Origin of the sequence: Sphingobium xenophagum, assembly GCF_002288285.1 — a bacterium.
Classification (GTDB): Bacteria; Pseudomonadota; Alphaproteobacteria; order Sphingomonadales; family Sphingomonadaceae; genus Sphingobium; species Sphingobium xenophagum.
The window spans coordinates 43,050-57,758 of record NZ_CP022746.1 but is presented as its reverse complement, the minus strand read 5'-3'; the positions used below and the strand labels follow the sequence as shown (position 1 = coordinate 57,758).

Annotated in this window: 8 protein-coding genes; 3 read left to right on the top strand and 5 right to left on the bottom strand. The window is 63.0% G+C overall.

What is annotated here, in order from left to right:
- Window positions 1-91: 91 nt before the first annotated feature.
- Both CJD35_RS15105 and CJD35_RS15100 read left to right on the top strand, forming a co-directional pair.
- Window positions 92-1,186, top strand: coding sequence for a glycosyltransferase family 4 protein (locus CJD35_RS15105; protein WP_017181303.1), 1,095 nt, complete (start codon window positions 92-94; stop codon window positions 1,184-1,186).
- An 8-nt stretch (window positions 1,187-1,194) separates the two neighbouring features.
- Window positions 1,195-3,411, top strand: a complete 2,217-nt coding sequence (locus CJD35_RS15100) for an amylo-alpha-1,6-glucosidase (protein WP_017181302.1) — start codon at window positions 1,195-1,197, stop codon at window positions 3,409-3,411.
- Between the two features lie 35 nt (window positions 3,412-3,446).
- On the opposite strand, the gene CJD35_RS15095 is transcribed toward CJD35_RS15100, so the two are convergent.
- The 4 genes from CJD35_RS15095 to CJD35_RS15080 form a co-directional block, all read right to left on the bottom strand.
- Entirely contained in the window at window positions 3,447-4,943 is a 1,497-nt protein-coding gene (locus tag CJD35_RS15095; RefSeq protein ID WP_017181301.1) for an MFS transporter, read from the bottom strand.
- Window positions 4,944-5,085: 142 nt separating this feature from the next.
- Window positions 5,086-7,143: a glycoside hydrolase family 97 protein gene (locus tag CJD35_RS15090; protein WP_019052313.1), complete on the bottom strand. Its 2,058-nt coding sequence runs from the start codon at window positions 7,141-7,143 to the stop codon at window positions 5,086-5,088.
- Window positions 7,140-8,750: an alpha-glucosidase gene (locus CJD35_RS15085; protein WP_017181299.1), complete on the bottom strand. Its 1,611-nt coding sequence runs from the start codon at window positions 8,748-8,750 to the stop codon at window positions 7,140-7,142. Before CJD35_RS15085 ends, CJD35_RS15090 begins: the two co-directional genes overlap by 4 nt.
- Window positions 8,747-10,606, bottom strand: coding sequence for an alpha-amylase family glycosyl hydrolase (locus CJD35_RS15080; RefSeq protein WP_017181298.1), 1,860 nt, complete (start codon window positions 10,604-10,606; stop codon window positions 8,747-8,749). Before CJD35_RS15080 ends, CJD35_RS15085 begins: the two co-directional genes overlap by 4 nt.
- 168 nt (window positions 10,607-10,774) lie before the next feature.
- Here CJD35_RS15080 and CJD35_RS15075 point away from each other — a divergent pair, with 168 nt between their 5' ends.
- Entirely contained in the window at window positions 10,775-11,797 is a 1,023-nt protein-coding gene (locus CJD35_RS15075) for a LacI family DNA-binding transcriptional regulator (RefSeq protein WP_017181297.1), read from the top strand.
- An 86-nt stretch (window positions 11,798-11,883) separates the two neighbouring features.
- Here CJD35_RS15075 and CJD35_RS15070 read toward each other — a convergent pair whose 3' ends face one another.
- A complete protein-coding gene (locus CJD35_RS15070) occupies window positions 11,884-14,661 on the bottom strand; it encodes a TonB-dependent receptor (RefSeq protein ID WP_017181296.1) in 2,778 nt (925 codons plus the stop codon).
- Window positions 14,662-14,709: the final 48 nt, after the last annotated feature.

Sequence of the window (14,709 nt, the reverse complement as noted above, 5' to 3'; positions counted from 1 at the left end):
ATGAAACTTGCGTGCTTCTGGAGGCTTGTAGCGGTGCAGCCTTGTCGTGGATGGGGGACGAAGGGCTCAACTCGTTTGAGAGGACGCCCGTATGAAAATCGCGCAAATCGCTCCCCTGGCCGAAAGTGTCCCGCCGAAATTATATGGCGGCACCGAACGTATCGTATCCTATCTGACCGAAGAACTGGTCCGTCAGGGCCATGAAGTCACCCTGTTCGCCAGCGGCGATTCGCAAACCAGCGCGGAACTGGTGCCGATCACGGACATGGCGTTGCGTCTCAACCCCGCTGTCGTCGACACAATCCCTTATCATATGATAATGATGGAGCAGGTCCGCCGCCGCGCCGACGAGTTTGACGCGCTGCATTTCCATATCGACATGCTGCACCTGCCGATGGCGCATGATTTCATCGGGCGCACCGTGACCACGCTGCATGGCCGGCTCGATCTGCCAGACCTGCCGCCATTCTACCGCACCTTTGCACAGCACAGCCTGGTGTCGATTTCCGATCATCAGCGGCTGCCCATGCCGCCGGTCAATTGGGGTGGCACCATCTATCATGGCCTGCCCGCCGACCTGCTGGCGCCCCGGCTGGGCGCGGGCGAGGATTATCTCGCTTTTCTTGGGCGCATATCGCCGGAAAAACGGCCCGATCGCGCGATCCGCATTGCCGCGCGATCGGGGCTCAAGCTCAAGATCGCGGCCAAGATCGATGCTGTCGATCGCAGCTATTGGGAACGCGAAATCGCGCCGCTGGTGGACCATTATCCCAATGTGGAATTCATTGGCGAAATCAACGAGCAGCAAAAGGCCCAGTTTCTGGGCGAGGCGGCCGCGTTGCTGTTTCCGATCGACTGGCCCGAACCGTTCGGCCTGGTCATGATCGAGGCGATGGCTTGCGCCACGCCGGTCATCGCCTTCCGTTGCGGTTCGGTGCCCGAAGTGGTCGAACATGGCGTGTCCGGCTTCATCGTCGATAGCGAGGATGAAGCGGTGGCGGCCATTGCTGCGCTGCCTGATCTGGATCGGCGGCGGGTACGCGCCGCGTTCGACGCACGTTTCACGGCGCAGCGGATGGCAGCGGACTATGTGGCGCTGTACCATGATCTGCCCGGTGCCCGTACCGATGCCGCCCGATTGCGGCGTCATCGGGGCGTGGAAGCCGAATTGCAGATCGTCGCATAGGAGACGCCATGACCCTGAGTCAGCCCCAACCCGACATGCCGGGTATCGCTGGAGGGCAAGCGCTGTCCCAGGCGCAAACCCAATTTTTCATCCCGGCGACCGCCTCCCTCCACGAACGCAGGCCGCGCACGCTCAAATATGGCAACAGCTTTGCCGTGTTCGATCATAGCGGCGACGCGATCTCCGGGCCGGGCAGTCCGGAGGGGCTGTATCACTGCGACACCCGATACCTTTCCCACCTCTATCTCACCATCAACGCCATGCGGCCGATCCTGCTGAGTTCGGCGCTGCGCGACGATAATGCGATGCTGACATGCGACCTGACCAACCCCGATTTTTTCGGGGACGACGGGCGGGTGGCGGTCGAGCATGATCTCATCCACCTGCGGCGCACGCGCTTTTTGTGGAAGGATGCGTTGTATGAGCGTGTCACCATCCGCAACTTCGACGCGGAAACGCGTCAGGTCAGCGTCGATTTCAGCTTTGCTGCGGACTTTGCCGACCTGTTCGAGATACGCGGCATGACGCGGTTGCGCCGGGGGACGATGTGCGAACCGCAAGTCGGCGCGGCCGATGTCCTGCTCGGCTATGTCGGACGCGATGATCGCGAACGGCAGACGCATCTGCATTTCGATCCCATGCCCGACGCATTGACCGACAGTCATGCGCGGTTCGAGGTGACCCTGCCGCCGGGTCAGCGTTGCGCGCTGTTCACCCGCATCTGCTGCGAACGGACAGAGGCGACGGAGCCGCTTCCCAAGCAGTTCCTCAAATCGCTGAGGGAGGCCATGGGGGCGCTACGGACGGCGCGCAGGCGTGGCGCGAGGCTGCATTCTTCCAATGACCTGTTCAACGAGGTTGCCCGTCGATCGGTTGCCGACATCTCGATGCTGTCGACAGATACCGAATTTGGCCCCTATCCCTATGCGGGCATTCCCTGGTTCAGCACGGTGTTCGGTCGCGACGCGATCATTACCGCGCTCGAAACGCTGTGGATGGACCCGGCGATCAGCCGTGGCGTGCTGGGCTATCTTGCCGCGCATCAGGCCACCAGCTTCGATCCGGCGGCGGACGCTGAACCTGGCAAGATATTGCATGAGGTGCGGCATGGAGAAATGGCGGAACTGGGCGAGGTGCCGTTCCGCCACTATTATGGCAGCATCGATTCAACGCCCCTGTTCGTGATGCTGGCGGGCGCCTATCTGGAACGGACCGGCGACGCTGCCTTCCTGACCAGCATATTGCCGCATATCGAGGCGGCTCTGGAGTGGATCGACACCCATGGCGATCGCGACGGCGACGGTTTCGTCGAATATGGTCGCCTGACCGACCAGGGGTTGCAAAATCAGGGCTGGAAGGACAGCCACGATTCCATCTTTCACGCCGATGGCACGCTGGCGCGCGGGCCGATAGCCCTCGCCGAGGTGCAGGCCTATGTCTATGGCGCGTGGCAGGCAGCGGGGGCGCTGTTCGCGACGATTGGCCAGGAGGCGCGCGCCGCCGAGTATCGCGAGCGCGCGGCGCGTTTGCGCGACCGGTTCGACGCCGCCTTCTTTGACGCGGCACTGGGTACCTATGTACTTGCGCTGGATGGCGACAAGCAGCCCTGCAGGGTGCGATCGTCCAATGCGGGTCATGTCCTTTATACAGGACTGGCGCGCGAGGAGCGGGTCGAGGCCGTCGTCCGGACGCTGATGGCGCCTGCCTCCTTTTCCGGCTGGGGCGTGCGTACCATCGCCTCGACCGAGGCGCGCTACAATCCCATGAGCTATCATAACGGCTCGATCTGGCCGCATGACAATGCCCTGATTGCGGGGGGCTTTGCGCGCTATGGCTATCAGCGGGAGGCCGCGCAGATATTCGAGGGGCTGTTCGCCGCCGCCACCTATGTGGACATGATGCGCCTGCCCGAACTGTTCTGCGGCTTTCCCCGCCGTCGGTCGCAGGGGCCGACATTCTATCCGGTGGCGTGCAGCCCGCAGGCCTGGTCGGCGGCGGCACCGCTGGCGCTCATCCAGTCGAGCCTGGGGCTGAGGTTCGATGTCCCGGCGGCGCAAATATCCTTTCACCAGCCCAAGCTGCCGCATTTCCTCCACAGCCTCGCCATCAAGGATCTGAGCATCGGTCCCGACAGGGTCGATATCATGTTCGATCGACTGGGCGATCAGGTGGTGGTCAAACCCATGAAGCATGATGGCGACGCCCGGATCGTGACGATTGCCTGAGGGGCGACTTGCCGATTTGCGCGCCTCTACCCCCCCTATCGGCAACGTAGCGTCGCGATGGATGCCAGCATCATGACACCGGCTGCAAAGGCCATCGTCCAGATCGGTTCGGTCGGGAAGAAATGGCGCATGATCGTGCCCATCACGGTCGCGACCAGCAGTTGTGGGATGACGACGAAGGCGTTGAACAGCCCCATATAGATGCCGAGCTTTGTCTGCGGCACGCTGGAGGCGAGCATGGCGTAGGGCATAGCGAGGGTCGACGCCCAGGCGATGCCGATCGCGATCTCCGACAGGAGCAGCAGTTGCGCGTCGCGCAGGAACAGGAAGGAGAGAAAGCCCAGCGCGCCCAGCATCAACGCGATGGCGTGGGTATTGGCCTGGCCGATGCGGCGGGCGAGTGGCTGGAGCAGGAAGGGGGCGGCCAGGGCGGCCACGCCATTATAGGCGGCGAACAGGATGCCGACCCAGTTCGCACCGGCATTATAGGCGGGGCTGGTGGGATCGGCCGATCCGAACATATATTGGGCAACGACGGGCGTGGTGTAGATCCACATGATGAACAGGGCCGACCAGGTGAAGAACTGGACGAGCGCCAGTCGCTTCATCAGTGGTGGCATGGTCGCAAAATCACCGACGACATGGCTGAGCAGATTGTCGCTGCGACCCTGCGCATGAAGCCGACGCGCGACGAGGCGCGCGCAGCCATAGGCGGCCAGCAGCGCGCCCAGCAGATAGAGTTCCTTTTCAAGCGACCAGGCCCATACGATCGCCAATATGACGCCGCCCGCCACGATCCAGCCCGGCCCGCCCGCAGGCATGGCCCGATCGGCCGACAAGGCGGCGGGTGGTTGCCCGTCAGCCTTCGCAAAGCGCGCCATCTGATCGGGCGCATATTCGCGCGTCGTCAGGACCGTCCACAGGACGGCCAGGAACAGGGCCGCCCCGCCGATATAGAAGCTGATCCGCACCGTGTCGGGTATGCCCTGCGCAGCGGCGACATTGGAAACGCCCATATGATCAAGCAGCCAGGGCGTCGCGGAACCGATCACCGCACCCGCGCCGATAAAGGCGGTTTGCAGGGCATAGCCGGCCATATGCTGATCCTTTGCCAGCATGTCGCCGACAAAGGCGCGGAAAGGCTCCATCGACACGTTGAGCGATGCGTCGAGTATCCAGAGCATCATCGCTGCCGCCAGCAAGCCGGGCGCATGGGGCATCCCGATCAGCGCCGCGGCGGCGAACAGCGCGCCGACAAAGAAATAGGGTCGCCGCCGACCAAAGCGGCACCAGGTCCGGTCGCTATAATGACCGATGATCGGCTGGACCAGCAGGCCGGTCAGGGGCGCGGCGATCCACAGCAATGCAAGATCGTCCAGACTTTCGCCCAGCGACTGGAAGATGCGGCTCATATTGGCGTTCTGAAGGGCAAAGCCGATCTGGATGCCAAAGAAGCCGAAGCTGATATTCCATAGCCCTGCAAAACCCTGCCGGGGGCGGCTCGCGCTCGCGCTGCCTGTGTGACCGTCCATCCTGCATCCGCCCCTTAACTTCGCATATTTCCCGGCAATTCTGAAATTTTATTACCCGATCCTGATCCTATCGAACAAGCGGCCATCCATGCGGGCAGCGTGCAGCATAGAGATTTGCCCGCCTGTAGGACAGGATATAGGATCAGCGGCGGCGCGCCTTGCCGCCAGCGACGAAGCGGATCGCCTGGCCACCGCCCGGCGCCATTGCGATCGTCAATATGTCGCCTTTCCTGACCGCCTTCTTTTCGATCACGATCGCATGGCGCGCATCGGTGCGATAATCCGCGCCCGGTCCGTCGCGGTAGATTTCCGCTGTATAGCTTCGTCCCGCATCCAGAAAATCGAGCGTCACCTGAACCGCGCGGGCTTCTTCATCACCCACGGCGCCCAGATACCAGTCATCGCCGCCCTTTTCCTTGCGCGCGATCGTGGCATAATCGCCGACCTCTCCATTGAGCGCCCGTGTGTCGGACCAGTCGGTCGGCACATCCTTGATGAACTGGAACGGGCCGGGATATTTCGCGTAATTTTCAGGCGTGTCGGCTGCCATCACGACCGGCGAATAGAGGACAACATAAAGGGCGAGCTGCTTGGCCAGCGTCGACTGGATCGCACTGCCTTCCGATCCGGAAAGGCTAAGGACGCCCGGCGTAAAGTCCATCGGCCCGCCCAGCAATTGGGTAAAGACCAGATTGGCTTCATGTTCGGGCGGGTTCTTGCCGCCGATCCATGCATTATATTCCATGCCGCGCCCACCTTCGCGCGATACCCAGTTGGGATAGGTGCGGCGCAGCCCGGTGTCCTTGACAGGTTCATGGCTGTCGATGCTGACATGATATTTCGCGGCTGTCTGCACGACGCGCAGATAGTGGTTCACCATCCACTGGCCTTCATGCCATTCGCGATGGCGGGTTCCATCGGCATCGACGCGCTCGATCTGGCCCGCATCGGTGACATAGCCGGTTTTCACCACCCGCTCGCCATGATCGGCGGCCCATTTGAAGGCGCTGTCCAGCTGGCCGTCATAATGGCTGGCCGACCCGCCGGTTTCATGATGGCCGATCAGCATGACGCCCCTGGACCTGGCATAGGCGGCCAGCCCGTCGGCGTCGAAATCCTCGGTCGGTTGAGAGAAATTCATGGCGTTGCCATTGCCGAACCAGTTGCCGTCCCAGCCGACATTCCATCCTTCCACGAGGACGGCGGGGATGCCGCTGGCGGCGGCAAAGTCGATATAGCGCCGGACGTTGGCGGTGGTCGCGCCATGTTTGGGACCGCGCGCCCAGCTCCAGTCGCCCTTGATCATGTTCCACCACACGCCGACAAATTTGCCCGGCTTGATCCAGCTCGACACGTCGCCCAGCCTGTTGGGTTCGTTGAGGTTGAGGATCATGTGGTTCATGTAGAGCCCAGCCGCATCGTCCGCGATCGCGATGGTGCGCCATGGCGTCGAGAAGCCGGCATCGCGCGAGACTTTGGGTGCGCCTGCGCCCGGCGTCAGCGCGGCGCGGAAGGTGTTGCCCTGAACCCGCGCCAGGTTCATCCCGCTATAATCGACCAGAGCCGCTTCATGCAGCGCGACATGGGTGCCGCCCGCCAGCTTCACCGTCATCACCGTCTGCGCTGTTCCGACGGCATCGAGCGGGGTCTTGTTGTAGAGATATTCCTCCCGGTTCCATTCGAACGCGGGTTTCCACCAGGCAGTGCCGGGCTGGGCGAAGGCGAACTGGGTCAGTTCCTCCGCAATGTTGACGTGGTGCAGATTGGGCTGATCGGGCAGGGTGTAGCGAAAGGCGACGCCATCGTCGAACAGACGGAAGGTGACGTCCATCGTCCGTTCAAGATCGCTCTTTTCGCGGAAGGCGAGGCGGATTTCGCTGTGATTGTCGCGGATCGTCGCCCATTCGCCCCAGGGCTGGGTCCATGTCGTGTCGCTGCGATCGCGCTTCGTATCGGCCAGCATCAGGTTGCGTTCGATCTTGGGAGCGTCCGTCAGCATGAAGCCCAGGCGGCTGTCGGCGATCAGCGGCTGGCCATCGCGCTGCACGGCGTAGCTGGGGCGGCCTTCGCCATCCAGACTGACGGTGAGGGTGATGCGACCGTCGGGCGAGGCGGCCTTGGCAACGACATCTGCGCGCGCGGCGACAGGGGCGAGCGACAGGGCGAAAATCGGCAGGGCAAGCGCAGTCAGTCGCGTCATGAAACAGATCCTTGAAATTGGGCGACGAGGGCGGAGGCAGGCGGGAAATGCCATGGGGCGGCGTCCCCGCATGTCAGCAGGGGACGCCAATGGTCGGCATCGTCCGGCGTCCAGTGCGCCGGCTGGTCGCCCAGGTTGAAAATGCACAGCATCTGCTGATCCGCATGGCTGCGCGTGAAGGCGAGCAGGTCGCCGGGCAGATCATGGAACGTCATCGTGCCGCTGCGCAGGGCAGGGGAGGCATTGCGCAGCGCCAGCACCTGACGGGTCCAGTGCAGCAGGGATGCCTGATCGGCCTCCTGCCGGTCGACCGCGCGCGGGCGATGCGCTTCGCCGATCGGCAGCCAGGGCTTTGCAGTGGAAAAGCCCATATAGGGGGCGTCGGCAATCCAGGGCATCGGCGTGCGGGCGCCGTCGCGCGACAGGGTCAGCGGCCAGTTGGCGATGGCTTCGGGGTCTTTGAGATCCTCAAAGGCGATGTCGATCTGCGGCAGGCCCAGTTCCTCGCCATAATAGAGGAAGATATTGCCGCGCAGGCAGGCGAGCAGCAGCATCTTCATCCGGCAATAGGCGTCCGGATCATGACCCTTGCCCCAGCGCGACACGGCGCGGGGGGCATCGTGATTTTCAAAGGCCCAGCTTGGCCAGCCGATCCCCTGTTCCGCCGGCCATTTTTGCAGCGCGTCCCTGATGAGCGAACTGGTCAGCGCGGGCGCATAGAGGAAGTCGAAGCCATAGGCGGTGTTGAGGCGATGGTCGCCCTGCGTGAAGGCCTTCATTTCCCGGTCATTGTCCGCGCCGCCGACCTCTGCAACGGTGAAGCGGTCGGGATAGGCGTCGAACACGGTGCGGACCTTTTCCAGAAACAGGGGAAGGTCCGGGTGGCTCTGGCTATACAGTTTGAGCTGGAAATCGAATGGCCGGGTGCGCAGGCTGCCATCGTCGGGGGCTGGCGGATTGTCGCGCAGTTTCGGATCGTGCATCGAATGGTTGATCGCGTCGATGCGAAAGCCGTCGACGCCCCGGTCCAGCCAGAAGCGGATGATGTCGAAGATCGCGGACTGCACGTCCGGGTGATGCAGGTGCAGCTGCGGCTGTTCGCGCAGGAAGCTGTGCATATAATATTGGCCGCGCCGCGCATCCCATGTCCAGGCCGGGCCTCCGAACACCGATTGCCAGTTATTGGGCGGCGATCCGTCCGGCTTGGCATCCGCCCAGACATACCAGTCGGCCCTGGCATTGTCGCGGCTGGCCCGGCTTTCGACGAACCAGCCATGCTGGTCCGACGTATGCGCCCATACCTGATCGACGATCACGCGCAGGCCAAGCGCATGGGCGCGGGCGACCAGCGCGTCGAAATCCGCAAGCGTGCCGAAAATGGGATCGACATCGCAATAGTCGGACACGTCATAGCCGAAATCGCGCATCGGGCTTTTGAACACGGGCGACAGCCAGATGGCATCGACGCCAAGCGATGCCACATAGGGCAGGCGCGCGGTGATGCCGTTGAGATCGCCGATGCCATCGCCATTGGAGTCAGCAAAACTGCGCGGATAGATCTGATAGATGGCGGCGCCGCGCCACCATGGCTGTAGAGTGTCGGTCATTCAGGGGACTTTGCGGGCAAGGAACGGGAAGGGCGGACAGCGCACAGGCTGTAGCCAAGCGGAGGAAGGCGGAGCGAAAGACTGCCCGGCGCGACAGCGCGGGCGGCGCAGGGCGCACCGGCGAGGGTGACGAAATCCCGCGATCCGACATCGACCTGAACATGGGTGTCGATCGGCGCGGTCGAAGTGTTGAAGGCGATGAGATATTCCGCCCCGTTATCAGGATCGAAGCGCGAGACGGCGAAGAGGCCGGGCTCCTCCGACCGGGCGCGGATCGTCTGCTTGCCCCGGCGCAGCGCGGGATGGGCGGTGCGCAGGCGGGCGAGCGTGGCGATGGTGCGATAGAGGGGATGGGTCGGATCGAAACGGGCCGTGGCCGTCGTGGCGTCCGTGCCGACGAGGCGATTGTCGTTGTAGGACGCGACCTTGCTGCCGAACATATCCTCGCGCGCGTCCTGATCGCCGCCGTCGCCCGAAAAGCCCTGCTCGTCGCCATAATAGAGCGTCGGTGCGCCGCGCAGCGTCAGCATCATGGCATGGCTCAGCGTCACGCGGTCCAGCACTTCCTGTTCGCTGGCGGCGGGGAAGGCGCGGCGGACGAAGGTGGCGAAGCGGCCATTGTCGTGGTTGCTGATGAATGTCGGCAACTGCCGCGCGGTGGCGGCACCCCGGACATAGAGATCGTCACCTTGCAGCATCTTTTCCCACAGCGCCGTCGCACCTGGACCCGCGACGGTCTGGATCGCGGCCTGATGGAAGGCGAAGTCGAGGACGGCGGGAAAGCCGCCTTCGCGCGTGTACCAGGCGAGCGCGCCGGACATTATGTCGCTTTCCGCCACCTCGCCGAAAATGTGGAAATTGGGGATGCCCCTGGCCCGCGCCCGCGCCTGCATGGCGGGGACGAAAGCCTGCCAGAAATGCGGATCGACATGCTTGGCCGTGTCGACCCGGAAGCCATCGACGCCGAAACGGTCGATCCAGCCGCCGAATATATCGATCATCCCCGCAATGACGCGGGGATTTTCAGTCATCAGGTCATCCAGCCCGGCAAAATCGCCCATCGTCGCGCTTTCGCCCCGGTAGGTCGTTTCGCCCCGGTTATGATAAAGGGTGACGTCGTTGAGCCAGGCGGGCGTCTTGGCCTGGGCTTCACCCTTTGGGACATAGGGGGTGTAGGCGTAGGAAGGATCGGTCAGCCGGGCGAAATTGTCCGCGCTATGATCGTCATCGCCGGCAAAGCCGCTGTTGATCGGCGGGCCGTTGACGCCGCCGCGCCGCTGATAGGGATAATCGGCCCGCGAACGGTAGGGGCAGGGGGCCGCAGCACATTGGCGCATCTGGATGACGTCGGCGGTATGGTTGGCGATGATGTCCATATAGACTTTCATGCCGCGTGCGTGCGCAGCCGCCACTAGCGCCGCGAAATCGGCGTCGGTGCCCAAATGCGGGTCGACATGGGTGAAGTCGGTGATCCAATAGCCGTGATAGCCTGCGCTTTCCTGACCTTTTGCCCCCTGCACCGGCTTGTTGCGGAAGATGGGGCCAACCCAGATGGCGGTCGCGCCGAGCCCCTGGATATAGTCAAGCCGGCGGGTCAGCCCTTTAAGATCGCCGCCGTGGTAAAAGCCTTTTGCCGCAGGATCATAGCCATGGGTCAGTCGATCGCCGCCATAGCCGCCCTTGTCGTTGCGTGGATCGCCATTGTCGAAACGGTCGGGCAGGACGAAATAGATGACTTCATCCTCCGGCAGGCGGGCGCGAAAATCCGCTGCGGCGGGCGAGGGGGGCGTCTCCGACAGGGCCGGGCTGGCCAGTGCCAGCAGCGCAGCGAACAGCGTGGGATTGCGCCTGCCCATTCCTCATCCTCCCCTTTTGCCGCACCTGCGTGATTGCGGCGGTCTTGTTCCCCCCTTCTTAGGCGGCGTTGGTCCGCCGGGCCAAGCATGTGACATACGTATTCAAAGCCATGTTCCAGACTCAACGCCCTGCTTTCCAAGCGGGCCGGAGGGGCGTAGGATCAGACCATGGCCGTCAATGAAAAAATCACCTCGTTCGACATCGCCACACTGGCCGGCGTTTCCCAGCCGACCGTGTCGCGCGCGCTGCGGGGCGACCCCACGGTCAGCGAGGGGACGCGCAAGCGGATCGAGGCGATTGCGCGCCAGCTCAACTATGCGGTGGACAAAAATGCCTCTTCGCTGCGGCGGGGGAAGAGCAACACGCTGGCCCTGCTGTTTTTCGAGGATCTGCTGCCCGACGAAAGCTGGATCAACCCCTTTTTCCTGTCGATGCTGGGGCCGATCCTGCAAACCTGCGCCAAGCGCGGCTATGATCTGCTGACATCCTTCCAGCAATTATCGACCGACTGGCATGTCGATTATGAGGATAGCCGCAAGGCCGACGGCATCATCCTGCTGGGCTATGGCAATTACGAGATCTACCGGGTGCGGCTGGAGCAATTGATAGCGCAGGGGACGCATTTCGTGCGTTGGGGATCGGTTGACGACCATGCGCTGGGGATGACGATCGGCTGCGACAATCGGCAGGGCGGGCGTGACGCGGGGCGTCGTCTGATCCAACGGGGCTGTCGCGCCATCGCCTTTCTGGGCGATGCGTCCGACCGCTACCCCGAATTTCGCGACCGCTATGCGGGGCTGGCGCAGGTGATGACGGAAGCGGGCCTGCCCGTCGACCCCAGGCTGCATGTCGATGCCCTGTCGATCGAACATTCAGGGCATGAGGCCGCGCGCCGATTGATTGCGGGCGGTGTCCCCTTTGACGCGATTTTCGCGGGTTCGGACCTGATCGCCATCGGCGCGATGCGGGCGCTGGATGAGGCGGGCATGGCGGTGCCGGGCGACGTCGCCCTGATCGGCTTTGACGATATTCCGGCGGTCAGCCTGACGCGCCCGCCATTGACCACGGTGGCGCAGGATTATCTGCGTGCGGGCGAAGTGCTGGTCGATGCGCTGATCGGGCTGATCCAGGGCAAGCCGGTGACGCCGACGCTGCTGGCGCCCCGCCTGATCACCCGCATGACTGCCTGACAAAAAGAAGGGACCGCCAACTCCTTGAAAAGGAGCGGCGGTCCCGGCGCTGCCTGCGTGCAGTCAGGCAGTTTGGCGAAGGGCGATCAGAATTTGTAGGTCAGGCCCAGATAATAGTCGCGGCCATAGCGCTGATAGTCGATGACCTGGCGCGGATCGTCATTCTGATAGGTGACGAACGGCTGGTCGGTCAGATTCTTGCCCTGGAGCAGGATAGACAGGCCAGTGAGCGGACCGGACTGGAATTCATAGCCGATCTGCGCGTCCAAAATCCCTTCCGCCTTGGCGGTGCGGAAGGTCGGGGCTGCCGACAGGCCCGCCACTTCGCCCAGGAAGGAGGAACGGTAGCGATAGCTGACCCGCGCCTGGAACCCGTTTCGTTCGAAATAGGCGGTGCCGCTGGCGACCCATTTGGACAGGCCGGGCAGGGTGACGGTGTCGGTGGGGTTGGAGCCATATTTGACTTCGCTGTGGGTGTAGGAGCCGCTGGCGAACAGGCCGAAGCCATCAAGCGACTCGCTGAACAGCTTGAAGGGGAGCGATGCGGTCCCTTCCACGCCCATGATGGTGCCCCGACCGTTGTTGGCGGGCGCTTTGAGCAGGCCGATCGCGCCGCCATTGGCGATGATTTCGTTGCGGACGTCCACTGGCAATGCCGGAAGGAGCGACGAGAAATCATAGGCGATGCTGTTGTTGGGATCGACGAAATCGGTCAGATTCTTGAAATAGCCCGACAGCGACACATAGCCGCCATTACGGAAATAGCGCTCCACCGACAGGTCGATATTGGTCGACTGATAAGGACGCAAATTGGTGTTGCCGCCGTTTGAACTGAACGGGCTGTTCATGGGGTCTGAACCCAGGCCGATCTTGGACGGATCGAAGCTGAATTCCTGGTTCACGCGCTCCTGATCCAGACGGGGGCGGACCATGGCCTGCGCCGCGCCCAGCTTGACGAAGAAGCCCGGCTCCAGTTCGACCGATATCTGCGCGCTTGGCAGGAAGTCGGTATAGCTGGCCTTGCCCGATGCGGGCACCACCGTGACGACGCCGTTGCTGAAGCTGGAAATGGTGCCGACCGAGCGTTGCCGGGAATGGATCACCTGTACGCCGAAGGCACCCTTGAGCGGCTTGCCGCCCAGTTCGCCGTCCATCGTCATTTTGGCATAGCCGGTGAACACGTCTTCCTTCACGAAATTGTCGCGCACCAGCGATTGCGGGCGATTGTCATACACCGCGTCCAGCACATTGTCGTAGAGATAGAGCGGATTGAGCGTCAGCATCGCCGGGACGCCCAGATAGCCAAGCGAGACGTTGGAGCCGAGCAGCGCTTCGCTGGGGACCGGCGCGGAACCGGGGGTGCCGCCTGCAACGGTGCAATCGGTGCCGCCCGTGGGGCACAGGAAAAAGCTGGTAAAGGCGCTGGTTTTCTTGCGACGGCTATAGTTGCCGCCGATTTCCCAGTTGCTGAACAGGCTGCCTTCGATGTCGCCGTTGAGGTTCATGCGGAGCGAGCGCATGTCGTCTATGAATTTGGGCCGATTGAGGAAACCGGCCTGCACCACGGCGGTCGTGCCATTATAGCCCCAGCCATTGGGATCGGTCAGGCTGATGATCCCGGTGTTGGTATAGTCGATGGTCGGCACGATCTTGAACAGGCCGTTGGACTGGCGGTCGACCCGCACGCTGTCCGGCACGCCCGACCGCAGATAGCCTGTGCCCGAATAGGTTTCGAGCAGGAAGTCGGTGCGCTTGGCGCGCGACCAGCTGGCATCGACGTTCAGGCGAAGCGCGTCGTTCAGGCTGAACTGGTTGTTCCAGCCCAGCGAGATCGTGTCGGCGGTACGCTTGTTATAATCGTTGCGCTGGACGCCATAGACATTGCTGAAGGTCGCACCGGTGACGAAGCCATTGTCGACCGTCACGTCGCTGACGCCCACATCGGCGCCCCAGACGAGCGGGAATTCGATGCCGCGCAGCCGCTGTTCTTCCTCGAAATGCGAATAGAGGACGTCGAAGGTCGAATGGAAATTGTCGCTGGGCTGCCATTCCAGCGTGCCGACCGCGCCATAGCGCTTGAGCAGGTTGGACTGCACATAGGGCTTGGCGCCGCCGATGATCAGGTTGCCGCTGGCGTCGGTGGGATAACCCCAGGCGTTGAAGCGTTCATTCTGCGAGGGGGTTTGCGATGCCGCAAAGCCGATGGCCAGGCCCAGCGTGTCGTCGGCATATTGATCGACATAGGTCGCCGACGCGCGATAGCCATAGCGTTCGCCGTCCGGGTTGAGCTTGTTCATGCCGTTCATCTGGCCGCGCAGCGACACGGCGATGATGCGGTCATTCTTGTCGAGCGGGCGCAGCATCCTGAGGTCGACCGTGCCCGAAATGCCCGCCGCGATCAGCGACGCATCGGTGCTTTTATAGACATTGACGTTCTGGAAGAATTCGGACGGATACTGGTCATATTCCACGCCGCGATTGTCGCCGACCGTCACCTGTTCCCGACCGTTGAGCAGGGTGGTGGAAAAGTCGGGGCCAAGGCCGCGGATCGACAGGCGCTGGTCGCGGCCTTCGAGACGCTGGGCGGTGACGCCGGGCAGGCGGGCCAGCGAGTCCGCGATCGACACGTCGGGCAGCTTGCCGACATCTTCGGCAGTGATGGAGTCGACGATCAGCACCGAATCGCGCTTCATCTTCGCAGCGGAGGCGAGGGAGGCGCGGATGCCGGTGACGACGATGGCCTCGCCAGCTTCGTCGGCTGCGACGGGCGCATCGGCCGTCTGCGCGGATGCGACAGACGCTACGGAAAGCGAAACGCTCGCCATCAAAGCTGCGCGCAGAATGGAACCATGAAATTTGTGCATTGCAGAAACACCCTCCCCAAGACGCCTGTCAGGCGCTTCTTGCCGCTT